Consider the following 24,340-nt stretch of genomic DNA (forward strand, 5'->3'; position numbering starts at 1 on the left):
GTGAAATCATCAATACGCAAGTTTCTATTAATCAATTTGTTGTTGGCAATTACCATAACAACAACCCTGACTGCTATTGGTAACTATTATCTCGACCAGAAGGATATCCAGGAGCATCTCGATACACTCATGGCAGTATCCGCGCTTTCTTATCAGGCGCTTTTAGGAGACGATCTGCACCAGCGTCCTTTAGCAAAGATTCAGGATGCTTTGGAGGTCATTCCAGAGAAAATCGAGAATTATTATCAGCGCCGTTTTTTAAATGATTTACCGCCTAAAAACTACATGGACAAGTTTAATTTTCAGGTATGGACTAATGGCGGTAAATTATTGCTGCACTCACCAACGGCTCCCAAAATTCCCCTGACCTCAGAAATAGATGGATTTAGCGATCGATTTTTATCGAATCAGAAATGGCGGGTTTTCACTACTTATAATGATAAAGCCGGAATCCGCACTGTACTTGCAGAACGTTACGACACACGCAACGAACTGGGACACCGCATCGCTCAGGACGATCTGTATATCATGCTGCTGACCTTTCCGCTGTCAGGCCTGTTAATATGGATTATTATCGGACGCGGGCTGGATAGCCTGGATAGAGTTGCCCAAGAGGTCGCGAATAGAGCCCCAACCCATCTGGAGCCAGTAGATCTCCAGGAGGTACCGGAAGAAATTAAGCCGGTAATTGATGAATTAAATAAACTATTTTATCGTCTGCAGGAAGGTTTTGAGCGCGAAAAACGATTTGCCGCTGATGCAGCTCATGAGTTGCGTACTCCTCTGGCTGCTTTAAAAGCTCAGGCGCAAGTCGCATTAAATACTAGCAATATTGATGAAAAAAATCAGGCATTGCATAAACTCATAGCCAGCGTCAATCGCAGTACTCATATTGTCCAGCAGCTCTTAACCATGAGCAAACTGGTTCCAGGCTCAACAGGTATTAATGATGTCGATGAAGTCAATCTGATTAAAGTCGCTCGCGAAATCATGGCCATGCTCGCTCCTAGCGCATTAGAAAAACAAATTGAACTTGAATTTGAACATGATGATAACTTGCCAGTTCTGGAAGGTAATTCTACAGCAATAGGAATTTTAATTCGTAATCTGGTTGATAATGCAATTCGCTATTGCAAGGAAAATGGCAAGGTAATCGTTAGAGTGTTTCAAAAAGATAGTCAGCTTATTTTCGAAGTATCTGACAATGGTCCAGGTATCCCGGAAGAATTACAGAGCCGTGTTTTTGAGCGCTTTTTCCGAGTCCTTGGAAATAAAAGCCCAGGCAGCGGCCTTGGCCTTGCTATAGTCAGACAAATCTGTGACCTTCATGGCGCCAGAGTCGAGCTGGAGTCGCCTAAAGAAGGTACCGGTTTAATCGTCAGAGTCCTTTTTCCTTTAAGTTAATCCATTTGTATCAGCCGAATACGGCTCGACCTGCCAATTCTTTCAGTGCCTGTCGGATTAATTGCTCGCAGCTTTTAGTTCCGTCATCCAGGCGTGAAACTACTTTTGTCGCTTCCTGCAACTTGTAGCCCAAAGCCTCCAGGGCGCGAATCGCTTCGTCTTGTTCGCGATGACTAACAATTTGCTCCCGTTTAGGCACTTCAAGAGATTCCGAAACCATCAGTTTTTCAATGCTGTCTTTCATTTCAATGATTAAACGCTCCGCTGTCTTTTTACCTATTCCAGGGAGTTTAGTTAAAAAGACCGCATTCTGCTGTATTATCGTCTGGATGAACTCGGTGGGGGCAATACTGGAAAGTATATTAATTGCCAACTTCGGCCCTACCCCGTTTACTTTAATCAGAGCGCGGAATAGTGAACGCTCCAGTTTATCGGCAAAACCAAATAGCAGAAAAGCGTCCTCACGAACGATGGTATGAATATGCAAAGCAATTTGACCGCCAGAAGCCTCCAGTTGGAAAAATGTATTAAGTGACGTTTCCACATCATAGCCAACGCCGTTGACGTTCACTACAAAGCGCCCGGGATGCGTTTTATCGATAATCGTTCCCTGTAACCAACCAATCATAAGCATAACTCCTGATTTTCTATATTAACGATCAGCATCTCCGTCTGCACAGTCCAAACCTCAGAGACAACAATTAACTTAAAGCCAATGCCTTGAGCGTTCGCCGGTTATGGCAATGACAAATTGCTATAGCAAGCGCATCAGCCGCATCACTTTGTGGAGCTTTATTTAACATTAATAAACTGACCACCATTCGCTTAACCTGCTCTTTTTCGGCTGCGCCATAACCCGCAATCGCCTGCTTGACTTCTCTGGGAGAATACTCACTGATCTTTACGCGATGCGAAGCCGCGGCGACCATAGCCACGCCTCGGGCATGCCCCAGTTTTAGAGCAGAATTAGGATTTTGATGCATGAACACCTGCTCTATAGCCACTTCATCAGGTGTATAATTATCCATTAAGAGGCAGATACCATTAAAGATTTCCAGCAATCTCTGGCTTAATTCAGCATCGGATGTTCTAATGCAGCCACTGTCTACATAAACCAGCTTGCGCTTTTCTTCTCTGACAATTCCATATCCGGTAACCCTTGAACCGGGATCAATCCCTAGAATAACAGTCATTCAAACAATGAGTCCGGCAATTGAGCATTGCTATAGACATCCTGCACATCATCAAGATCTTCAAGCATGTCAATAAGCTTAATTAAGGTTTCTGCAGTCTCTTTATCGACGGGAATCATTGTCTGCGCACGCATAGTCAAACTTGATTGCTCAACTTCAAAACCAGCATTCTGCAGGGCATTCAGTACTGCATGATAGTTTTCTGAAGCGGTAATCACTTCAACCTGCCCTTCCTCTGTGGAAACATCTTCAGCCCCTGCTTCAATGGCAGCTTCCATAGCAGCATCTTCTGATTGACCAGCAGCTAATAAAATCTCACCCTGATTATTGAATAAATAGGCAACGGAACCATCAGTTCCAAGATTTCCACCATTTTTGGTGAACGCATGGCGAACTTCTGATACCGTGCGGTTTTTATTATCTGACAGACAATCAACTAGAATTGCCACACCACCCGGACCATAGCCTTCATAGCGCATTTGCATCATATTGTCACCGTCAAGACCGCCGGCGCCGCGCTTAATGGCATTATCAATTGTATCCCGCTTCATGTTGGCTTTCAGTGCCTTAATCACCGCATCTCTCAAACGCGGGTTGGAAGACTCGTCTCCCCCGCCCATCCGAGCAGAAACCGTAATTTCACGGATTAATTTGGTAAAAATTTTACCTCGTTTGGCATCTTGAACACCTTTTCTGAATTTAATATTCGCCCATTTGCTATGACCGGCCACAACACACCTCAATGCTAAAAAAATTGAAAAAATTATAGCATTCAAGCCGATTCCGGAATAGAGGTTCTGCCGATAGAATTATGTTCTCGACAGGCTGAATCGATCGAGATATTCTAGAAAATAACTAACTTCAGGGAGAATTGCGGTGTATTTGTCCGGATTTGGCAATCATCATCAGACAGAAGCGATAGCAGGGGCACTACCCAAAAATCAGAACTCTCCCCAGGAATGCGCTTATGGGCTTTATGCTGAGCAATTGAGCGGCTCTGCATTTACCAAAGCGCGTGCAGCAAATTTGCACAGCTGGCTTTATAAAACAGCTCCGTCGGTTAAACAGCAGGATTATGTTCCCTATGAAGGCGCTCAGTTTAATGATTTGCTCGAATATCAGGCCCCTAATCCCTACCGCTGGTCGCCATTGCCCTCACCTCAGAATTCAGTGGATTTTATCGATGGATTATTCCCTATTGCAGGAAGCAATCTAATCCGGGCTTATATTTATCAGTGCAATCAATCGATGGTACATCGTTATTTTAGCAATTTTGACGGTGAATTATTGTTCGTCCCTTATGAAGGCGAATTGTCTTTGCTCACCGAGTTTGGTCATCTGAAAATCAAACCAGGGCAAATTGCTGTAATTCCCAGAGGAGTTAAATTTCGCGTGGAATTAAATGGCGCATCAGCAAGCGGCTATTTGTGCGAAAATGGAGGCTCTCCTCTTACACTCCCGCCTTTAGGAGTCATTGGCGCTAACTCCCTGGCCAACCCCAGGCATTTTCTCTATCCCGTGGCAGCTTTTGAATCGCTAAGCCGAGAAGTTACGCTGGTTTGTAAATCACAACAGCGCTTATGGGCAGCTCAAAGTGACACATCTCCTTTGAATGTGGTTGCCTGGCATGGCAACCTGGCACCCTATTGCTACGATTTATCCCTGTTTAACACTATTAACACGGTAAGCTTTGATCATCCCGATCCCTCAATATTTACTGTTCTGACTTCTGAAAGTGAAACAGCAGGTGTGGCTAATCTCGACTTCGTTATTTTTCCACCGAGATGGATGGTGGCAGAGCACAGTTTTCGCCCCCCCTATTTTCATCGTAATATTATGAATGAATTAATGGGCCTGATTCGGGGAGAATATGATGCGAAAAAATCTGGCTTTTTACCGGGAGGCGTCAGCATTCATAATTGTATGAGTGGTCACGGCCCAGATATTGAAAGCTATGAGCAGGCGGTTTCTGCGGATCTTAAGCCGGTACGTTATGAAAATACCCTGGCATTTATGTTTGAGACCCGTGAGATATGGCAGGTCAGCGAAGCGGCAATGAGGCATTCATCCAGACAAAAGGATTACACGGATTGCTGGAAGAACTTTCCTGTTCGCAGCATCGATCGATGATTAAATACCACCGTCAGCAATTATAACCTGATTTCGTCCATGATTTTTAGCCTCGTACAAAGCCTGATCTGCAGCGGAGACGAGGCTGCTTACGTCCTGAATAGCCGGAAAGCTGGATAAACCGGCACTGATGGTGACTGAAAAGGTTTGCCCATTGCATTGGAAACTGAACCTTGAAAATTTAATCCGAAAATTTTCTATCACCCGAAAAGCGTCCTCAGGGCTGGTGTTGGGCATCACTACAGCAAATTCCTCTCCCCCGTATCGTCCAATAATATCTGTCTTACGAAAACACAGTAAAAGCATGGAAGAAATTTTTCTAATTATATTATCGCCAGTAGGATGACCATAATTATCATTAACCAATTTGAAGTGGTCAATGTCAACCATGATAAATGACAGTTGCTCATTTTGTCTGCTGGCACGAGCGATTTCCAGGTCAAGGCGCTGTAATATATTAGTATGATTATACAATCCGCTTAAGCTGTCCTTGGTCATAAATGAGTTTAAAATCTCCGCTCGCTTCGCTCTGGAAAATACGGTTTTGATTAAATGCTGGGGAACAATTGGTTTCACAAGAAAATCATCTCCACCAAGATTCAAGGCTGATAATTGTTTTAATCTGTCGTCTTCAGTTGACAGAAATATAATCGGCAGCCCTGTATACTGGGGCTCTTGTCGAAGTACAATTGCCAGCTCCAGGCCAGAACATTCTGGCATATACAGATCCATTAGCAGTAAATCAGGTTGAAAATCTCCAAGCGTTTCAATCAGAAGCAAAGGATTCGTAATGTATCTCGCAATAAGGCCGGCTTCTTTAAGAATAAGCGCGTAATATTCAGCCAGCGACAGAGAATCGTCGATTATCAATACCCGATAAGGCTCACCCGGCATGCTGGCACAGAACTGATCAAGTTTCCGAGTCAGATAAATGGATTCCATTGGTTTTTGGAAAAAGGCACTGCTACCCAGACGAATCGCTTTCAGCCTGGTGAGAATATCGGCACTATATGCCATACAGAACAAGGGAGTTGATAGCTTCTCCTTATTATAAATTTCAAATAAGAAATCTGACGTCGATTGGCTGATGTTTTCGACATCTACAATTAATGCTGCTGGAGAGATCTCAAAAAAAGCTTCTCTAATATTTTCCTCGCAGGAAATAACATGAACCTGATAACCTGACTCTTGCAAATTACTATTTAACTCCTGAATGAATCGCTTATCATTATCTACCAGTAAAATTTTTCCATTGCTAGTAAAAAAATCTTCAGAAATGGTAGTTTGTGATTGAGCTGGTTTGAATGAAGCCTCCAGGTTGTCAAGCAGAGAGGAGATTTCATCCATGTCTTCCCTGGAAAGAAATTCCTGACTGGTTTTTGATTTTAAGAAAATTTCAATCTTTCTTGCAGCTTTTGAAAGCGAGTCATAACCATAAGTGCCTGCAGAACCACAAAGGCTGTGCAGTGTTCTATGAAAATCCTGAAATCTGTTCTTATCCCAATGCGCTTTAAGGTTTAACCACTCAGCCTTTATAGACTGTAGTTTATCTGGCAAGCCCCTGGCATAATCAGTATATAAAGCCTGGAGTTTTTCCTTAACCTCAGCTTTCATAATTGATCCCAGATCGCTCTTATATCGCTGGCTAAGGTCATCGGATCAAATGGCTTGGCAATGACGTCTACAGCGCCTAGCGATTTATACTGTTCAACCTCTTCCGGCTGTATTTTTGCGGTCATAAATATAGCTGGAATATCTGTGTACCTCGGTAATTTCCTCAATTCAATCAGCGTAGACGGACCATCCATTCCTGGCATCATCACATCTAATAAAACAAGATCGGGAATAATGCCTTTTGCCGCCTCAATGACCTCATAGCCATCATGGCAAAAAATGACTTTAAAATTTCCCAAATCCTCAAGTGCAACCTGAGCAATCTCACGAATATCGGCCTCATCCTCCGCATACAGAATGCTCGACAATTCTTTATCAGGCATAATGGCCTCCCTGCTGTTCATTAAACAAATGCTTAATCTTGTTTAAAAGATCATCATTAGTCGTTTTTGCTTTAACCAAAGCATCAACTACATACTTGGAATACTCCTGATCCAGCTCCGTATTTGAATAAACAATCACCGGGAATTTCTTCTCAGCCAATACAGGCAGAAGCTGAGTACCGCTGCCATCCGGTAAAAGCAAATCAAGAATAATCAGATCAAACTGCTGCTTTTCCAAGACTTCTTTTGCTTCATGCAATGTGGAGACAGAGGTTAAGCTTGCTTCTGTTTCTAACACAGTTCGAACGACTTTCTGCATGTCGATATCATCTTCAACATGTAAAATAAGCGGGATCCTGTCTTTATTTTTTTCTTTAATTTTCCCAATAGATAATAATAATTTGTCAAAATTGATAGGTTTGTCTAACCAGTCAATTACTGAAATGGCATCACCATTAATAATTGAATGCCCTGTTTCAGCAATAACGGAAAGTACAATTACAGGCAGCTCTCTTGTTTTTTCAGAGTTTCGTAATTCTCTGATAAAGCTGATTCCATCCTGATCAGGTAAAATGAGATCCAGCAAAATGGCCTTGTATTTTGTTGTGTTCAGATATTTTTTTGCCTCAGCCACTGAATCTACAATATCCACAGCAAACCCGGCACCTTCCATTAATAGCGCGAGAAATTTGGACTGATCCGGATCGTCTTCACATATTAAAAATCTGTCGCGATTTTGATTAATAATTGGAGGCGCCGTTTGTTCCTGTGCTTCAGAACATGTAGTCAAATCAAAATAAAATTGGCTGCCTACTCCCGGCTGACTTGTGAAATTAATGTGGCCACCCATTTTATCAATAATTGCTTTACTTATACTCAGACCTAACCCGGTTCCACCTTTTCCGCGCGTTGAGGAGGAGTCGGCCTGACTGAATTGCTGGAAAATACGCGGTTGAAACTCCGGTGGGATCCCTGAGCCGCAATCGGTAATAATCACACGAACCTGATTTCCCTGCTGTTTCATGGAAATCGTGACTTCACTTCCTGATGGTGAAAACTTAATGGCGTTGGATAATAAATTGGCGATAACCTGCATCAAACGATCCGGGTCAACCTGTACGATAATATCTGGCAGTGATTTTTCAAAGCGAACTGACACATTGTATTTTTCACCATACATTTTTATCGCTTGAATCGAATCCTGTATTAGACTGGATAGATTTATTTTTGTTATTTTGAAATCCATTTTACCCGCCTGGATTTTTTCCATGTCCAGAATATCATTGATTAATAATAACAAACGCTCGCAATTTTTATTGGCGATATCAAGCAGGCGTTGCGCTTTTTCCGTAAAACTGCCTACAGCCCCCCCTAAAAGCAGACCGAGCGCCCCCCGGATAGATGTAAGGGGGGTTCGTAACTCATGGCTGACCACTGAAACAAATTCTCTTTTCATTTTTTCTGTTTCTTTTAAATCAGTAATATCATGAATAGCAATTACCGCACCCATTGTGGAATCATCGGCGCTCTTTATCGCCTGGCCATCTACCATCACATTTCGACGCTCACCACTGTTAAATTGTATTAACAACTCCATACCATGAATCTTTTCGCCGCGCAGAGCACGAATCAAGGGCGACTGATTGTCATTGATTCTTTGATTGTCTAATGATTCAAAATGTAAGTAATCAGATAATTTTAAGCCGGCAACGTGTGAACTGTGCTGATAGTTTTTTTTCAGTGCTTTATTGTAAACAGTAATGATCCCGCTCGTATTACAGGCAATGATTCCGTCATCAAGGTTATTCAGAATAGCGTCTACAAACTCACGCTCATTCTGCACGACTTTAAGCATCTGTTTATAATAAGTAGAAACCATCAAGGCAAGACTTATGATAAGACCGGTGATACCTGCTACAAAAAAAGCAAGGAAATCCTGATTAACCGTTTCAATATGCGGGCCATGTGCTGCCAGTGGCGTAAATACGGCTGCCGCCATGCCTGTATAATGCATACCGCAAATCGCGATTCCCATTACTAAAGCACTTAGCATTTTAGTATAAAACTGCTTTCGCGATGATCCTCGATTACTTTCCAGAGCAAGCCAAAGTGCCGCTTCTGAAGCCAGAATAGCAATCAGAATGGAGAGGAAAAACGTGGGCATTATATAGTGGATTTGAACATGCACCCGCATTCCTTCCATGCCTGCATAATGCATTCCTGCAATTCCCAGACCTATTACAATCCCACCGGCGATAAGATTTGGAACAGAATGATTATCCGCCCTTAATATAAATAAGGCGAAGAAGGAGACAGCGATGGCCAGGAGAAGGGAGAAAACAGTCCAGAAGACATCGTATCCCATTGCCATCGGCATAATAAACGAAAGCATACCGATGAAATGCATGGACCATATACCAGCTCCCATTGCAAAAGCGCCGCCCAGAAGCCAGTATATTTTGTCGCGTGAATTTTTTTCTGCTCTTAGCCGCCCTGCGAAATCAAGGGCGACATAAGAAGCCAGAACAGCAATAATATATGAAAGAACAACCAGTTTGGGATCATAGCTGCCATAAATAGTATCCGCAGGCAAAGGGCCTTCCTGGAACCAATTTAAATCCCTTATCATAATACTTTACCTGCATGCGGATCTTCCTAAATACAGTATATACCCAGGCAACTTTAAAATGCTATTTTTGAAGTTGCTTGGGTATAGTTAAAAAAGATCCTCTTGAGTTAACCCCACTTTTTCCAATAATCCTCTCAAGGTTTTCAGAGCCTCCACCTGGATTTGGCGAACCCGTTCACGAGTAAGGTCGATCTCCTTACCTACATCTTCGAGCGTCGCTTTTTCAAACCCACGAAGACCAAAGCGTCGGGCAATGACCTGCTGCTGATTATCTGTTAGCTTATCCAGTAAGGATTCAATGTGAGCTCGCAGATTTTCATCAGTAAGCAATTCAGCCGGATTCACACTATTCTCATCAGCTATTGTATCAAGCAAGGATTTATTATCGTCATAGCCGATAGGTGTATCTACTGATGCAACCTTATCATTTAATCCCAGTAACTTTTCAACGTCCTCAAGAGGCTTGTCCACCATCTCGGCAATTTCTTCCGCAGAGGGCTCATGATCGAGCTTTTGCGTCAGTTGTCTGGCTGCGCGTAAGTAAACATTTAGTTCTTTAACCACATGAATTGGTAAACGAATCGTTCGAGTCTGGTTCATAATTGCTCGTTCAATCGTTTGTCTAATCCACCAGGTAGCGTAGGTTGAAAATCGAAACCCTCTGTCCGGATCAAATTTTTCAACGGATTTCATTAATCCCAGATTTCCCTCTTCAATTAAATCCAGTAAAGGCAGTCCACGATTAAGATAGCGTCTGGAAATTTTAACCACCAGACGAAGGTTGGATTCGATCATTTTTTTACGCGCTGCAACATCCCCTTTCAATGCCAGGCGAGCATAATGAACTTCTTCCTCGGCGGAAAGTAATGGCGAGAAACCTATTTCACTTAAATAGAGTTGAGTAGCATCCATTGCTTTGGAGGTCTGTCTACCTCGCTGGTAGGTAGGGAAAATCTCTTCATCAGTAAAATCAGGCTCATTATCCTCAGTAGCCAAGGTTTCCTCTTCCAACAGCAATGAATCTTCCTCGACAGGATCTTCCCATTCAGTCTCTGCGATCTCTGGTTCTTTTATTGATTCATCTTCGGCTTGCATGATTGTCACCTTTTGTGTTTATATCAGCCTGAAAAAAACACAGTCTCATTTGAAATTAGCCACTGAATTATATAAATTAGGTCAGTATTATCTTTTTTGCAAATACAGCATTGGATTTACAGGTTGACCTGATTTTCTAATTTCAAAATGAACGCCCCAAAACTGCCTGTCTATAATTCCCATTTCGGCAATAATCTGTCCCGCTTTAACCTTTTGCCCCTCTTGTACCTTATTTTTTAAATTATTGGCATAGGCAGTTAAAAACTGGCCATTGTGCTTTATGATAATTAAATTACCATAACCAGAGAGGCCATTCCCGGAATAAGCAACCACTCCATCTGCCGCAGCATACACTGCCGCCCCTTTACTACCAGCAATATCTATGCCTTTTTTTCCTTGCCCAGGATTAAATGTTGTAACCACACGACCTGGAGCAGGCCATCTCCATTGACCACCGACGTACTGAGCGGGAACAGGTTGAGGAACAACGGCAGAATTTGGTTTCTTTTGAATATATTGTGGCGTTTTTGCCGTTTTAAAGGGTTTTTCATAGTGTTGTGGAGCAGGTTTGACGCTGCTGCCTGTCCTGATTTGTGCGTTAGGGCTTAAACGGATGGTTTGACCTGCGCGAACAGAATATGGAATACGTAGATGATTATAGGCTGCCAGCTGACGCACATCCCGGTCGTAACGAAAAGCTATTGCGTACAAGGTGTCGCCAGGCTGAACTACATGGATAGTTTTATGGCTAAGCTCCCACCGGGAACGAATATCCTCAACAGGTACCGGCCGCGGATTTACCGCACAACCGGATAAAAAGGAAATTAAAAGCAGGAGAAATAAAGCAGGCATAGTCTGTCTCATGCAACAAATTTCATTATTAAAAGGATCAATACTAACAGGGCCAGCACACTCCAGCCAATTATATCGACATATTGCCGCAAATTATTATGAAGCTTATGACCATAAAAATACATAATGCCTGAAACCAGAAAAAATCGCAGCCCTCTTCCCAGAATCGAAGCAAAAACAAAGGGCAAAAAAGCCATGCTCATAGCACCTGCCGCAATCGTAAACAATTTATAGGGAATGGGTGAAAAACCCGCTATAAAAATAACCAGAATACCATGCTGGGTAAACCATTGCTGAATCAAATGGTAATTATCACTCCAGGAAGAGCTTTCAATCCAGGGTAGTATCGCTTCGATAAAAAAATAACCAATCAAATAGCCAAAAATTCCACCAAGCACCGAAAAAAGCGTGGTGATAAAAGCATATTGCCAGGAACGTCTGGGATTTGCCAGGCCCATACTAATAAGCATGACATCAGGCGGGATAGGGAAAAAAGAAGATTCCGCAAACGATACACCTGCCAGATAATAAGGCGCATGCGCATGACCGGACCACTGCACCGTTTTATCATACAGAAAACTGAAGATTTTCATTATTCCCAATTTAACTTATCCACCCATGTTGATAATTGATCAAAAACCTTATAGTGGGTCATGTCAAGATGCAAGGGAGTAATTGAAACGTATTGCCTTGCGATTGCATAAAAATCTGTTCCCGGCCCAGCATCAGCCTGAGAGCCTGAGGGTCCTACCCAATAAATCGGCCGGCCTCGGGGATCAAGCTCGGTAATCGTAGGTTCAGCACAATGGCGTGTACCTAAACGCGTCACCTCAAATCCTTTAATTTGGTTTAAGGGTAGATCGGGGATATTTACATTTAAAATCGTTTGCGAAGGCAGCATATTAGTGTGCATGTTCAAAACAAGCTGCTTTGCAATATTTGCCGCAGAATCATAATGCTGAATGTTTTCACCCGCCATAGAAAACGCGATAGCCGGCAAACCAAGGTATCGGCCCTCCATAGCAGCGGCCACTGTTCCTGAATACAGAATATCATCACCCAGATTTGCGCCATCATTAATACCGGAAACAACCAAATCGACCGTTGGTTCGAGAAATCCTGTAAGAGCCAGATGCACACAGTCAGTCGGTGTCCCATCGACACTATAATAGCCATTATCCATTTGTCTTATCCGTAACGGACGAGTCAGGGTTAAGGAATTGCTGGCACCGCTGCGATTGCGATCAGGAGCGACCACACTGACCTCGCCTAATGTCGACATTTCATTTGCCAAAGCTCTTATACCAGGCGCAGAAACACCATCATCATTACTTACTAATATTCTCATTCATCAACTCTCAGGAGACTCTAACCATTTTACGATTGCCAGATATTCAGCCAGCTGCCGCTCATTCTGATCAATGATTTCCCGTAACTCAGTCTGATTGGCGTTTTCTTTCAGCTCCAGTTTTTGTCCGGCCAGCTTCATTTGCAAGGACAAAATTCGCTGCCCAAAACCCTGTGGACTTAATTGTAGCTCATAAGCCAGTTGATTTTGGCGGGCAGACAAAGCTTTCAGCTCATTACAGCTGATTTTGCCGGGGCTTGCCGCCGGACAGTTTTTTAAAGCCTGCTCAACCTTCTCTGGATTTAGTCGATAATAATTTTCGTCTCGGGCAGAGCAGCTTGTTGAGAGAAGAACGGCCATCCCCCAGACAAAATGTTTTATCATCCCAACCTCTTCACAAAATACTGAAAACCTGCATGTTATCATTAGTCAAATACTTATGCCACGATGTTTATATTGCCAGGAATAGCTTCACCATCCAAATCTTGCTCAGAATATCCATTAATTGCTATTTTGTTCATTGAATAAATGCCAGCAATTGGGTATCGTTGTCAGCTTTCTAATCAACAGATTCTATTTATGCTGGATTTTAGTGTTGTTCGCGATAAACAAACCGATGAGATATATATTGAAACGTCTATCACAGGTAAAGCTTTACTGACTCTGCCGCAATTAAACAAGGGAACCGCCTTTACTCAGGAGGAACGTCGTGCCTTTGGTTTATTGGGAAAACTGCCGCATCGAGTAGAAACCCTGGACGAACAGGTCAAGCGCGCCTATTTGCAGTATTCAAGTTATCAAACCCGGCTCCAGCAAAATATCTATCTGAATAATCTGCATGACAAAAATCAAACCCTTTTTTATAAATTGTTAAGCAGGCATCTCGGGGAAATGCTTCCTACGATCTACACCCCCATCGTAGGCACGGCGGTCAAGCGTTTTAGCCATGAGTATCGCCAGCCAAGAGGCTTGTACATTGCACATTCGGACAAAAACCAACTGGATGAAATTTTTAATAATCGCTCCAATCCTGAAATTGACTTAATTGTCGTAACCGATGGCGAAGGTGTACTCGGCATTGGGGATCAGGGAATTGGCGGTATGGATATTCCGGTGGCCAAACTGATGGTTTATACCCTGTGCGGAGGAATTGATCCCAGCCGTACCCTGCCGGTGTTCCTTGATGTGGGAACCAATAATCAGGAACTGCTGAATGACCCATTTTATTTAGGCTGTCGTCATCCACGCATTCCCGCTGCGGACTATGATCACTTCATTAATGCCTTTGTTAAAACGGTGCATAAGCATTTTCCAAACGCATTTTTACATTGGGAAGATTTTGGACGCGGCAATGCCAGACGGATTCTGGAACGGTTTCAGGATGAGCTTTGTACTTTTAATGATGACATACAGGGGACGGGTGCTGTTACTCTGGCAGCTTTACTGGCAGCCTCCGATGTAAGCGGTCAGAAGCTTTCTGAACACCGGATTGTAGTATTCGGAGCAGGCTCGGCAGGCACAGGTATAAGCGATCAGATCGTTGATGCGCTAATCCAGCAAGGTTTAACTGAGGAAGAAGCTTATCAGCGCTTCTGGCTGATAGACCGCCAGGGCTTACTGATAAATGATGATTCGGATCTCACTGAAGCCCAACAGCCTTATGCACGTTTGCGCAGTGAAATCCAATCCTGGTCATTAAATGGTTCAAATCCATCATTAACGGATACTGTACGCCATGTACAACCAACCATTTTAATCGGCTGCTCTGCACAACCAGGCGCTTTTTCACAGGATATCATTGAGACGATGTCGCAAGCCTGTGATCGCCCAATTATTTTCCCCTTATCCAATCCCGATGAAAAATGCGAAGCGCAACCCGCCGATATTTTGCAGTGGAGCCAAGGACGGGCACTAGTCGCTACCGGCACTTCTTTTCCAGCGGTAGAATATCAAAATCGCCTGATTGATATCGCGCAATGCAACAATGCACTGGTATTTCCAGGCATTGGGTTGGGCATATTAACTGTACAGGCAACTCGTCTTTCCAAAAAAATGATTTGGGCTGCTGCAAAAACCTTAAGTGAGTTTTCACCTAGCCGTAAAGACAGTTTTCTGCCGCTTCTGCCCTCATTGAATGACGCACAACTGGTTGCCAGACAAATTGCTGTAAGCGTTGCGAAGGCCGCGATTGAGGAAGGACTGGCACAGACCAATCAGAATGAAAATCTGGTCAAGCTGATTAATGATCGGTTCTGGGAAGCACGGTATTTGCCCTTTCGACGCAAGGCATAATGTTTAAAAATCAACCCTCTCTCTAACTCTCTCCCTGAGGGAGAGAGGACTGTAGGAAAAATTTATTTAAAGAGAAAATCCCCTCGCCCAAGCTGGGAGAGGGTTAGGGTGAGGGTTGATTTTAAACCAACAGGTTTTACTGCTCCAGCACAGGCGGAGCGGTATTCAATCCTTTTTGAAATGTAATGATCACTTTTTGCGTTCTTCCATTCTGAGGTTCCCACGGGCGAGCATAAAAAAATTCAAAGGTGCTTCTCTTAGGAAGAGTCACTCCTTTTAACACCTCAAAAACAAATACAGTTTTCCCCCCTGCTCCGATTAATTTGGGTTTGCTGGGATGAAATTGATGCGTCATCAGTTCATACAATTTGTCATTATATTTTTTCAGGGTCCAGCTATAGCCTGTGGTTGGATTAGAGGGCAAACTAATCGAAAAATGAGGGTGGTTTATATCTACATTCATGAATATTTCAGGGGAATCATAAACTGCAGCATACGATTGGCCTGATAAGTATAAACCAATCAGCAGTATCCATTTTTTCATATTACATCCTCTCAGTTCATCCTATTTGAAGTATAATCAAACTTTTATTATTAAGGACAATTTATGAAAGCGATTGGTTATAAACAAGCAGGTGTGGCAGATGTTCTCGAGGAAATTGAGCTGCCAATGCCAGAAATGATGGAACATGACTTATTGGTTGAAGTTCAGGCGATAGCCGTGAATCCTATTGATACAAAAGTACGCTCAAGGACTCAACCCGAAAACAGCCCCTATAAAATTCTAGGCTGGGATGCAGTCGGTATAGTGAAAGATATCGGCAGTAAAGTCAGCTTATTTAAAAAAGGAGATACAGTCTGGTATGCCGGTGATTTAACCCGCCCGGGATGTAACTCAGAGTTTCATTTGATTGATGAACGTATTGCCGCATTAAAACCACATAGCCTCTCCAATGCGGAAGCCGCTGCGATGCCGCTTACTACACTCACAGCATGGGAACTGCTTTTTGATCGTCTGCAAATTGATAAGGCAGATGCAGGCACTCTGCTTATTACTGGAGCGGCAGGCGGTGTCGGGTCCATTCTTGTGCAGTTAGCAAGACAGTTAACTTCTCTCACCATTATTGGCACTGCCTCACGCCCTGAGTCCTCGCAATGGATTAAAGCAAACGGCGCCCATCATGTCATTTCGCACCAGCAATCGCTATCAGAGCAATTGCAGCAACTGGGGATAAGTGAAGTCGATTATGTGATTAGTCTCACCCACACCGATGAGCATGCAGCCGAGCTTATAAAATGCCTTAAACCTCAGGGTAAATTCGCGCTCATCGATAATCCGGAGTCTCTTGATATCAAATTGTTCAAACTAAAAAGTATTTCCATTCACTGGGAAATGATGTACACACGATCCATGTTCAAAACTCCTGATATGATAAAACAGCACCAGATTCTTAGCGATGTGGCTAAAATGGTTGATGCAGGTACGATCAAAACCACATTGAATGAAAATCTGGGTAAAATCACTGCAGCCAATCTGCAACAAGCTCACAGCTTACTTGAAAGTGGAAAATCCGTTGGAAAAATTGTACTGGAAGGTTTTCGTTAATCTCAGCGTAGTTGGCTTATTCATCTATCCGCCCCACCAGCAGATGAATAGGCCATTGCATTTTGCGGATTTGATCAGCTGCGCCCCATGCCAGTGTTAATTCATCGGAAATTAATTCAACTGGATTGGTTTGATTTTGAAGCTGGTATTCTTTCACAGCAGACCAGGTATTCAAATAACCTTTAAAATCATCAAGATTAAATTCTTTTTCGATAAAAAACAAAGGGCTTTCAATTTTTTCAAAAGGAAAAGGAATATCTGTATAACGGTTATCAATATAACGACGTTCACGGGGCCAATAGTTGTCGCCCAGAATATTTTCATACAAATTCCAGACAATGGTATCCAGGTTGCAATCGAAGCGTCCCAACGAATAGCACCAGGCGGCAATCAGGGCCGAAGGTTTGGCTACTCGTCTGACCTCTTGATAAAACAAGTCAAAATTAAACCAGTGTAAGGCTTGGGCAATGGTGATTAAATCTACGCTTTGCGCTTTGATACCAGAGTCCTCTGCTGAGCAGCAGCGATAATCAACAGACGGATGTTTGAAAGCCTCATCCAACTGCGACTGGCTGATATCACTCGCAATGATTTGTTTGAAACGATTGAGCCAGGGCAGCGCTGCCTGGCCATTGCCCGTAGCGCAATCCCATACTGTATCGTGATGGAGTGTTTGTTCCCAAAGAAATTGATACAGGCTATCGGGATACTGGGGACGATGCTGCCGGTAGAGCTTGGGATCCCTGTCAAAATGATTGCGCTTAGTCATAATACGTTCCCTGTTTTAAACCGCTGACTATTGTTTAATATTTGAGTATGAAAAATTAAATGTCAATCAATCTGAGCTCATGGACTCTGAAACGGTTCAGAACTATCCGTTCCCTCCGGCTTTTCCTCGGGAGGTTCCGATACAATATGAATCACCGCTTCTAAACCATCCACCTTTTTTTCTGTTGCTGTCTGAGGGAAAAACTTAAATTCCCCATAAAAAAGTTTGTTAAACGTGGCTACAGCCAACGGTATAATGCCCACACTCATTACTAAAGCAGCCCAGGCCAAAACGTTCTTTGCACCGCGGTGCTCCTTCAGTACAGGAAGAGCCGCGTTGATAATTTCCTGACAGTCATTCTCATAATCTTTGCAAAGTTGTTTGGTTTTTGGTTTTGCGAGAAATTCCGTGCTTCGTTTCATAAGATCAAACAGTAGCTTCGTAGCCGTGTCAACGGCTGGTTGATAAACAACCGGATTTTTCTTTTCCATACTGATTATTTTCGAATGAAAATCGGCCAGCTCTTTGAACAATGCAGTGCCATCGTTGGTGACGGCAGAAGCAAATGCCATAAATTGACGAGCCTGATCGGCTGTTTTGAAATGATCAACTCCACATATTTCGATGTAATATTCAAAAAAGTCCCTTGAGCATTGCGTTTTAGGATTGGAAAAATAGGCAATACTTTCTTCCAAAATAATATCAAAGATCTCTTGCTGCGTTTGTTTTTCCTGAGGAGAGTTACTGCTATCAATTTTCAGCTGAAGTTTGAATAACTGACTAACCAGGTCGGTTTTATCTTCCTGCAGCTTTATTAAAGGTTTGATCCTGGCTGCGAAATCAATAACTTGCTGGGCTTCTTCTGGCGTCTTCAAGGCCACACTAACAACTGCAAGGCAAATTGCCAGGGTATCAATTGACCAGCGATTTTCTATATCACCGTGATAAGCAACTCCAGCGTCTAAAATCATATCGAAAATTCTTTGTCGAGTAGCTCGATCTTTGCTATGGTCAATTGTTTGTTGTAATGCAAATAACACTCGGACAAAATAAGTTGTATCACTCTCAAGCTGCAGCAAAGCAGTAATTTTATCGCTAGCCGAAGTACTAAAAATCTGCTTGCTGTGTACTTGGAAAGCGCTGTAGATGCCAATGATTTCTAAATCAGCCTGTTCCATGAATTGTCTTACATTTTCCTTAGTCTGTGGCTGCTCAAAATATTTAAGGCATCGATCTATCAGATGATTGATTTCCTTACTTGCCAATTCCTGTGCAAACACATTGGTATTAGAAGCCCTATGTATCGCTTTCTTATATGATTTCATATAGCTTAGGAAGCTGATATGTTCATCTGGAATCGACACTAAAAGATCTAAAAAGCGATTCACATCCTTCGTGCTCCTGTATCCACTTTCAGCCAGATCGCTGATTATTTCCGCTCTTTTCCTAAGCTGATTTACTTCGCGCTGGTGTTGATCAATCAGGCTCAGCTTATGAGCATAGAAGTTTAATGACGTCATGGAAATTTGGGTAGTTGCCCGCGCCAGTTCCTGAGGAGAAAGAGTTCTCTCAGGTGAGATCCGCTCATTAGGCTCCAGAACATAATTATACAGAGTCGAGATGGCTGTATTGACGCTTGAAGCTGTTGCAGAGATATAACGCTCATGCGCGGCTCTTCTGGAAACTTTATCATTTACAGAATAAATAGTGGCAAGCGTCTGTTTAACACTTTCAGTTGCCCTGTTTTTAAAATCTGCCTTGATATAGGCTTGTTCTTCTTGACTTAAAGCATTTTCCCTATCTTTAGTACCAAACTGTTTCCAATCCATTACACGGGTATAAAACCGTTGTATTGATTCTGGAGAGCTGTTTGATGGCAAAGCGTCTAGCACTCTTTGAATGGCTGCAACCGCTGTTCTCGTGCTAAAAAAAAGCTCTGTTTCACTTCCTCTGATAAAGGTGTTTAGTACCCGACCTACCGGATGAGCACGAGGATAGACAATACTCTCGTCAAAGGTACTTATCTGGTTGAGTAAAGCCTGAATGTTCGCGATAACTTGATCTTGGTTGAGGTTGTACGCTTCTCCTTTCAGTCTTTCAATTAAAACCGCCAGTTTAGGCTGCTCTGGATTAAGCCTGTCAAGCTCATCCAGCCAATCAAGAAATTCATTATGTGTCATTATAAATTAGCCATGGAACTATAAATATATAATGATTATAAGAAATGAAGATTAAGAAAAAATTAACTCGCTACCTTCGCCCCCCGACTTGTTGCATACTTATCTAAATATCTCGATAACAAAGCCTTCTTCTGGCTTCTGCATCCCACGGCTTGTCCGACGGATCCCCTCATTATTTATATAGTCAGCGGATCACTTACCAATTACTCAAACAGATCTATTATCGTGTCGTTCCCGCAAAGGCGGGAATCTATTTCTCAAGATAATTCCTGACGTTGGTTGCAAGATGGATTTCCGCCTACGCGGAAACGACACTGTTTACAGTCATTTTGACCTGATAAGCTACGTATTTTTTGAATGGAATAATGAGGGGGATTCCTCAGGGCTGTCCGAGGGATCCAGTCATCACAGCAATTACCTATTCTTTCCTAGTCGATAATTTTCTTTTTCTTCATGTAGTTCATCCATTAATCGTTGCGGCTGATCACTTAATTTATTGTAGATATTCACAGTTTCTTTTATGTGAAAGAGCTTGGCTTTACTAACTGTCCATTTCACTTCCGTACTAGAATTTTCCTTGCTAATTCCCTTCGTCAGTATTTGCCTTTTACTCAGTTTCTGTGGTTTCCCAGACTCAAGATCCACTTCAGTTGACGAACCATCTTCAGCTTTAATTAAGGGCTTATTTTTTAACAGGCAGCGCGTTACATGATAATAATCATGTATTTCCTTCATAGTGAAGGTTCCTTCCTGTTTATTAGCGTAAATATCCATTTCTTTATTTCTGGGAAGCGCAGGATCATGGCAGGCGGCTGGGTCCGGCTTTTTCAAACCAAATAGCAGCATAAAGTTAGTGACGGCTTTATAAGCGATACTGATAACTAATGGGATACTTAAAACACTTAGAATAATAACCGGTTTTATTAAAGGAATGACTGCTGGTAAAAATGGGGGAAAGAAAACAGCCGCTGCAAGCAGACCAACCACCGAAGCTCCGATTGCAAAATACGCTGCTGTTTTTAGAAAAGGATGCTGTCCAAACCAATCCAGTGCTCGCGATAAGAGTGTCGTACTTTTACCTGAGACCTGATCACCTATAAAACGTAAAACCGAATCGATAAAATAGCTGGTTATTGCCGCTGAAATCACTGCATTAATCAGCAATAGAGTGGACGCTCCGAGCAAAGTAATTGTGAGGCTTACACCCAGTGGAGGAAACATATAAAATACAGCCACCAGAGGAATAAAAAATAACAGCTGTAATTTATGCTCCCATAGAAAACGAACCGTTGGGAGTATCAGATATCTGAATGGCTGCATGACAAAATAGGAAAACAAACTGCGAGCCAAAATATATAACCAGAAGTTTCTACGCTTGCGCTCACGATTATCTTCTTCAGTATTGATCTGATGAAATTCAGTTCCGGGTAAACCAGCATAATTCAAGGCATGAGCTGTGACCGAATTCGGGCCTTCCAGTTCCTGTGGCGGGTCAACCTCCAGAATGATCCATTCATTTTTCCATTCCCCAAATTTGGATACCGGATCGTTTTTTTGCTTTTGAACACGTACCTCAGGGGCTTTCCCTTCGGCGACCAGAGCATCCCAATTATCATAACGGCTTTTTCTTAGGCCTTTATAAAGGCCAGGCGGATTTAAAGCATCCACACTCGAAATTAAATCGCCTCGGTGGCAGGCGAATATCAGTGAAAGCGCTCCCCCCAAACTCGTTCCGCAAACATGTACTTTCTTATCTTGCTTTTCCGCCCAGCGAATCACCTTTTCATTTCCCGAGCGATATAACTCCTTCCCTGCGGTTTCCACATCTTCCAGGTCGGTTTTGACTTGCTGCCAGAATCCTTGTCCTGCAGGATAGGTAGTACCCATAAAGACTAAATGGGGTTCTGCATCTTTATTATTGACCGGGGTAAGCCCATAAGCAAAAACACGGTCATTGTCGCTTAGAAATAATTTTTTCAGGCCGGAGGTTGGTGTTAATTCAATTTGGGTGACTTTATATTCCACCTTGACCCACTGGCCATTTACAAACTGAGGAATATGGAAGCTTTCGTAAGGAGTGATATCACCATAGGGAAGCAGGCATAAACAATTGCTGATATATAACTGAGCCTGTCTTATTTGCTCTTTTGATAATTCTTTTTGACTCTTAAGCTGCTCATACACATAATCAAAACCCTCCTGAAAGCCTCGTCGCATGGCCCTGGTCAGCTGATGATCCCGTTCTACAAAAACGGCATTAAAAGCGCGCCATGATAACAGTTTCTTCCAATCCGTTTGCCAGCCCATCATAAGAATACGAAGCACATTTCGAGCTTGCGCCAGAACATATTGTTCTTCGTTAGAAGGATCTACGTTTTCTAATTCGCGAGAAGGGAAAAAATCAAGCGTTAAACCACCAGCGTAACAATTATCAAGAGACATCTAACCATCCTCTTATCTGCAGATTAACGATCATACTACAATATGGAGTAAATTTGAACACTTTAGCCATAAAAATCATTCTCTCATTGTCTGGAAAAGCTTGATCTTGAGAATCAGACAGGCGATTATTCTTTTTTTGTTTGTGTAAAGGAATTCGGTGTGGATCACGAAATGATGGAATATGATGTAGTCATTGTAGGCGCAGGACCTGCTGGTTTATCAGCAGCCATTAAAATTAAGCAGCTTGCCGCACAGGCGGGCAAAGAAATCAGTGTCTGTATCCTGGAAAAAGGCGCGCAAGTGGGGGCTCATATTCTATCAGGCGCAGTACTTGAACCACGAAGCCTCAAAGAGTTATTGCCTGATCTATGGCAAACGGCACCATTCAATACGCCAGTCACAGAGGATTTATTCTATTTTCTGACTGCTAAAAAGAGCTTTCGCCTGCCCACTCCTCCTCCTATGAAAAATGAAGGAAATTATATCATCAGCCTTGGGGAATTATGCCGCTTTCTGGCCACCCAGGCCGAAAATCTGGGCTGCGAAATTTACCCCGGCTTTCCAGCCTCTGAAATCCTTTATAATGATCAGGGTGAAGTTATTGGCGTGGCCACCGGTGATGTTGGTATAGATAAAGAGTCCAGGCAAACACCTAACTATCAACCAGGCATGCATTTACTGGCTAAACAGACCCTTTTTGCAGAGGGCTGCCGTGGTCAGTTAAGCCAGAATTTAATGAACCGCTTCCAACTTCGTGAAGGGGTGCAGCCACAGACCTATGGGATAGGGATTAAAGAAATCTGGCAGGTAAAATCCTCTCATTATCAGCCTGGAAAGGTCATCCATACATTTGGCTGGCCTCTGGACACGAAAACCTACGGAGGCTCCTTTGTTTATCACCTGGCAAATAATCAGGTAGCCCTGGGCTTTGTGATCGGACTCGATTATAAAAATACCTGGCTAAGTCCTTTTAATGAAATGCAGCGTTTTAAAACTCACCCATTGATTCGCCCGCTTCTTGAAGATGGAGAGCGTATCGCCTATGGCTCTCGTGCCATAAATGAAGGCGGATGGCAGGCATTGCCTAAATTAACATTCCCAGGAGGCGCACTGATTGGCGATGCTGCCGGATTTCTCAATGTGCCCAAAATCAAAGGAATTCATACCGCAATGAAATCAGGTATGCTGGCAGCCGAAGCCTGTTTTAGCCTTCTTGCGAATGAAACTTCATCTCCCCAGGAAATGACCATTTACCCCGAAAAAGTGAAGCAATCCTGGCTAAGCGATGAGTTATATTCAGTGAGAAACATACGCCCCGCTTTTCGTCATGGACTATGGATTGGCCTTGCAAATGCATTTGTGGAAACCTATGTTACAGCCGGCAAATCTCCCTGGACATTCAAGCACCACGCAGATCACAGCACCCTTCTGCCGGCAGCTCAATGCAAAAAAATTGTGTATCCCAAACCAGACGGTCTACTAACCTTTGATAGACTGTCGTCAGTTTATCTCACCAATACCTATCACGAAGAAAACCAGCCAGTCCATCTTAAGCTTAGGGATCCCGAGCTCGCCATATCCGTCAATTATAAAATATACGCCTCTCCTGAAACGCGCTATTGCCCAGCCGGCGTCTATGAAATCGTTGAGGAAGAAAAAGGACCACGCTTACAAATTAACGCGCAAAACTGCATTCATTGCAAAACCTGCGACATAAAAGATCCCAAACAAAACATCGTCTGGGTAGCTCCAGAAGGCGGTGGCGGCCCAAATTACAGTGAAATGTAAATCTCATTGTCATTTATCAAATCAGAGAGTAGACTTGCTCTCTGTAACTCAGTCCCGGTGGCACAGTGGATAGCGCGGCCCCCTCCTAAGGGGCAGGTCGGAGGTTCGAATCCTCTCCGGGACGCCATATTTATCAAGGCGCAATGAGGATAGGGTAAACTGGAAATACTTTTCTAGGGTGCACTCAGGGTGCAATTTGAATGTGTCATCATGTATAGGTTTAGATCGTATGAATCAAGCAGTTAAGCTGAATGAACAAAACATTTTACGCAGATTTTTTGAATCAATTAGCGCTATGAGCCAGTGTGACAGCAACATTAGTGACTCCAAAATAATTAAGGATACAAAAAATCAACTTAAAATTGCGCTTCGAGATGTGCTTGAAAGATGTTCTTGCGCCAGGCGATGCTATGATATTTGTGAGGTCTGCCAAGGTAGTGATAGAGAGTTAGTTAATCTAAGAAATTTTTTTCGTATGATAAGTAATGCAAAAAAACATAATATGACAAATGTTGAAATACAAACGTTTATCGAAAATACTAAAAAAAACCTCCTCCCCCAATAAGGTCTCAAAAATTTGAGCAAATGGCATTAATAAGTGTTTGAGCCACATCA

21 protein-coding genes and 1 tRNA gene are annotated in these 24,340 nt (G+C 42.9%); 7 read left to right on the forward strand and 15 right to left on the reverse strand.

The annotated features are described in order from the left end of the window. A complete protein-coding gene (locus tag LXA66_RS02870; RefSeq protein WP_233011833.1) occupies window positions 1-1,404 on the forward strand; it encodes an ATP-binding protein in 1,404 nt (467 codons plus the stop codon). Window positions 1,405-1,414: 10 nt separating this feature from the next. Here LXA66_RS02870 and ruvA read toward each other — a convergent pair whose 3' ends face one another. The 3 genes from ruvA to LXA66_RS02885 form a co-directional block, all read right to left on the reverse strand. Next, entirely contained in the window at window positions 1,415-2,032 is a 618-nt protein-coding gene (ruvA, locus tag LXA66_RS02875; RefSeq protein WP_233011834.1) for a Holliday junction branch migration protein RuvA, read from the reverse strand. A gap of 73 nt (window positions 2,033-2,105) precedes the next feature. Further along, window positions 2,106-2,597, reverse strand: coding sequence for a crossover junction endodeoxyribonuclease RuvC (gene ruvC / locus LXA66_RS02880; protein ID WP_133140874.1), 492 nt, complete (start codon window positions 2,595-2,597; stop codon window positions 2,106-2,108). Next, on the reverse strand, window positions 2,594-3,328 hold the full coding sequence (locus tag LXA66_RS02885) for a YebC/PmpR family DNA-binding transcriptional regulator (protein ID WP_112218478.1): 735 nt from the start codon (window positions 3,326-3,328) through the stop codon (window positions 2,594-2,596). Before LXA66_RS02885 ends, ruvC begins: the two co-directional genes overlap by 4 nt. Window positions 3,329-3,473: 145 nt before the next feature. Between LXA66_RS02885 and hmgA the strand changes: the two genes are divergently transcribed. Beyond that, entirely contained in the window at window positions 3,474-4,727 is a 1,254-nt protein-coding gene (hmgA, locus tag LXA66_RS02890; RefSeq protein ID WP_233011835.1) for a homogentisate 1,2-dioxygenase, read from the forward strand. Here the strand turns inward: hmgA and LXA66_RS02895 are convergent, their stop codons facing one another. From LXA66_RS02895 to LXA66_RS02930, 8 genes are all read right to left on the reverse strand, one after another. Beyond that, complete coding sequence (locus LXA66_RS02895) at window positions 4,728-6,341, reverse strand: diguanylate cyclase (protein WP_233011836.1); 1,614 nt, start codon at window positions 6,339-6,341, stop codon at window positions 4,728-4,730. Then, a complete protein-coding gene (locus LXA66_RS02900) occupies window positions 6,338-6,724 on the reverse strand; it encodes a response regulator (RefSeq protein WP_233011837.1) in 387 nt (128 codons plus the stop codon). Before LXA66_RS02900 ends, LXA66_RS02895 begins: the two co-directional genes overlap by 4 nt. Further along, window positions 6,717-9,353 carry an MHYT domain-containing protein gene (locus tag LXA66_RS02905; RefSeq protein WP_233011838.1) on the reverse strand — a complete coding sequence of 879 codons (2,637 nt, stop codon included), beginning with the start codon at window positions 9,351-9,353 and terminating at the stop codon, window positions 6,717-6,719. Before LXA66_RS02905 ends, LXA66_RS02900 begins: the two co-directional genes overlap by 8 nt. An 87-nt stretch (window positions 9,354-9,440) precedes the next feature. Beyond that, the gene (gene rpoS, locus LXA66_RS02910; RefSeq protein ID WP_133140880.1) at window positions 9,441-10,448 is read right to left on the reverse strand and encodes an RNA polymerase sigma factor RpoS; all 1,008 of its coding nucleotides are present in this window, start codon (window positions 10,446-10,448) and stop codon (window positions 9,441-9,443) included. Between the two features lie 87 nt (window positions 10,449-10,535). Beyond that, the gene (locus tag LXA66_RS02915) at window positions 10,536-11,300 is read right to left on the reverse strand and encodes a peptidoglycan DD-metalloendopeptidase family protein (protein WP_233011839.1); all 765 of its coding nucleotides are present in this window, start codon (window positions 11,298-11,300) and stop codon (window positions 10,536-10,538) included. 8 nt (window positions 11,301-11,308) lie between these two features. Next, on the reverse strand, window positions 11,309-11,893 hold the full coding sequence (locus LXA66_RS02920; protein WP_233011840.1) for a YqaA family protein: 585 nt from the start codon (window positions 11,891-11,893) through the stop codon (window positions 11,309-11,311). After that, window positions 11,893-12,648, reverse strand: coding sequence for a 5'/3'-nucleotidase SurE (gene surE / locus LXA66_RS02925; RefSeq protein WP_058507473.1), 756 nt, complete (start codon window positions 12,646-12,648; stop codon window positions 11,893-11,895). Before surE ends, LXA66_RS02920 begins: the two co-directional genes overlap by 1 nt. Before the next feature lie 3 nt (window positions 12,649-12,651). Then, a complete protein-coding gene (locus LXA66_RS02930) occupies window positions 12,652-13,032 on the reverse strand; it encodes a hypothetical protein (protein WP_233011841.1) in 381 nt (126 codons plus the stop codon). A 195-nt stretch (window positions 13,033-13,227) separates the two neighbouring features. Here LXA66_RS02930 and LXA66_RS02935 point away from each other — a divergent pair, with 195 nt between their 5' ends. Next, window positions 13,228-14,940: an NAD-dependent malic enzyme gene (locus LXA66_RS02935; RefSeq protein WP_233012056.1), complete on the forward strand. Its 1,713-nt coding sequence runs from the start codon at window positions 13,228-13,230 to the stop codon at window positions 14,938-14,940. A gap of 136 nt (window positions 14,941-15,076) precedes the next feature. Here the strand turns inward: LXA66_RS02935 and LXA66_RS02940 are convergent, their stop codons facing one another. Beyond that, window positions 15,077-15,484: a protease inhibitor I42 family protein gene (locus LXA66_RS02940; RefSeq protein ID WP_233011842.1), complete on the reverse strand. Its 408-nt coding sequence runs from the start codon at window positions 15,482-15,484 to the stop codon at window positions 15,077-15,079. 63 nt (window positions 15,485-15,547) lie between these two features. Between LXA66_RS02940 and LXA66_RS02945 the strand changes: the two genes are divergently transcribed. Beyond that, window positions 15,548-16,546 (forward strand): zinc-binding alcohol dehydrogenase family protein, encoded by a 999-nt coding sequence (locus LXA66_RS02945; RefSeq protein ID WP_233011843.1) that lies wholly within the window; start codon window positions 15,548-15,550, stop codon window positions 16,544-16,546. Between the two features lie 16 nt (window positions 16,547-16,562). Here LXA66_RS02945 and LXA66_RS02950 read toward each other — a convergent pair whose 3' ends face one another. The 3 genes from LXA66_RS02950 to LXA66_RS02960 form a co-directional block, all read right to left on the reverse strand. Beyond that, on the reverse strand, window positions 16,563-17,315 hold the full coding sequence (locus tag LXA66_RS02950) for a class I SAM-dependent methyltransferase (protein WP_233011844.1): 753 nt from the start codon (window positions 17,313-17,315) through the stop codon (window positions 16,563-16,565). 77 nt (window positions 17,316-17,392) lie between these two features. Beyond that, the gene (locus tag LXA66_RS02955; protein WP_233011845.1) at window positions 17,393-19,495 is read right to left on the reverse strand and encodes a hypothetical protein; all 2,103 of its coding nucleotides are present in this window, start codon (window positions 19,493-19,495) and stop codon (window positions 17,393-17,395) included. Between the two features lie 414 nt (window positions 19,496-19,909). Beyond that, the gene (locus LXA66_RS02960; RefSeq protein WP_233011846.1) at window positions 19,910-21,937 is read right to left on the reverse strand and encodes a hypothetical protein; all 2,028 of its coding nucleotides are present in this window, start codon (window positions 21,935-21,937) and stop codon (window positions 19,910-19,912) included. Window positions 21,938-22,096: 159 nt separating this feature from the next. Between LXA66_RS02960 and LXA66_RS02965 the strand changes: the two genes are divergently transcribed. The 3 genes from LXA66_RS02965 (at window position 22,097) to LXA66_RS02975 (ending at window position 24,290) form a co-directional block, all read left to right on the forward strand. Continuing rightward, entirely contained in the window at window positions 22,097-23,725 is a 1,629-nt protein-coding gene (locus LXA66_RS02965) for an electron transfer flavoprotein-ubiquinone oxidoreductase (RefSeq protein ID WP_233011847.1), read from the forward strand. 51 nt (window positions 23,726-23,776) lie between these two features. After that, window positions 23,777-23,852, forward strand: a tRNA-Arg gene (locus LXA66_RS02970). A 102-nt stretch (window positions 23,853-23,954) separates the two neighbouring features. Further along, window positions 23,955-24,290: a hypothetical protein gene (locus tag LXA66_RS02975; protein WP_233011848.1), complete on the forward strand. Its 336-nt coding sequence runs from the start codon at window positions 23,955-23,957 to the stop codon at window positions 24,288-24,290. The last annotated feature ends 50 nt before the right edge of the window (window positions 24,291-24,340 follow it).

The organism is Legionella sp. 16cNR16C (genome assembly GCF_021297775.1).
In the GTDB taxonomy this organism is placed as follows: Bacteria; Pseudomonadota; Gammaproteobacteria; order Legionellales; family Legionellaceae; genus Legionella_C; species Legionella_C quinlivanii_A.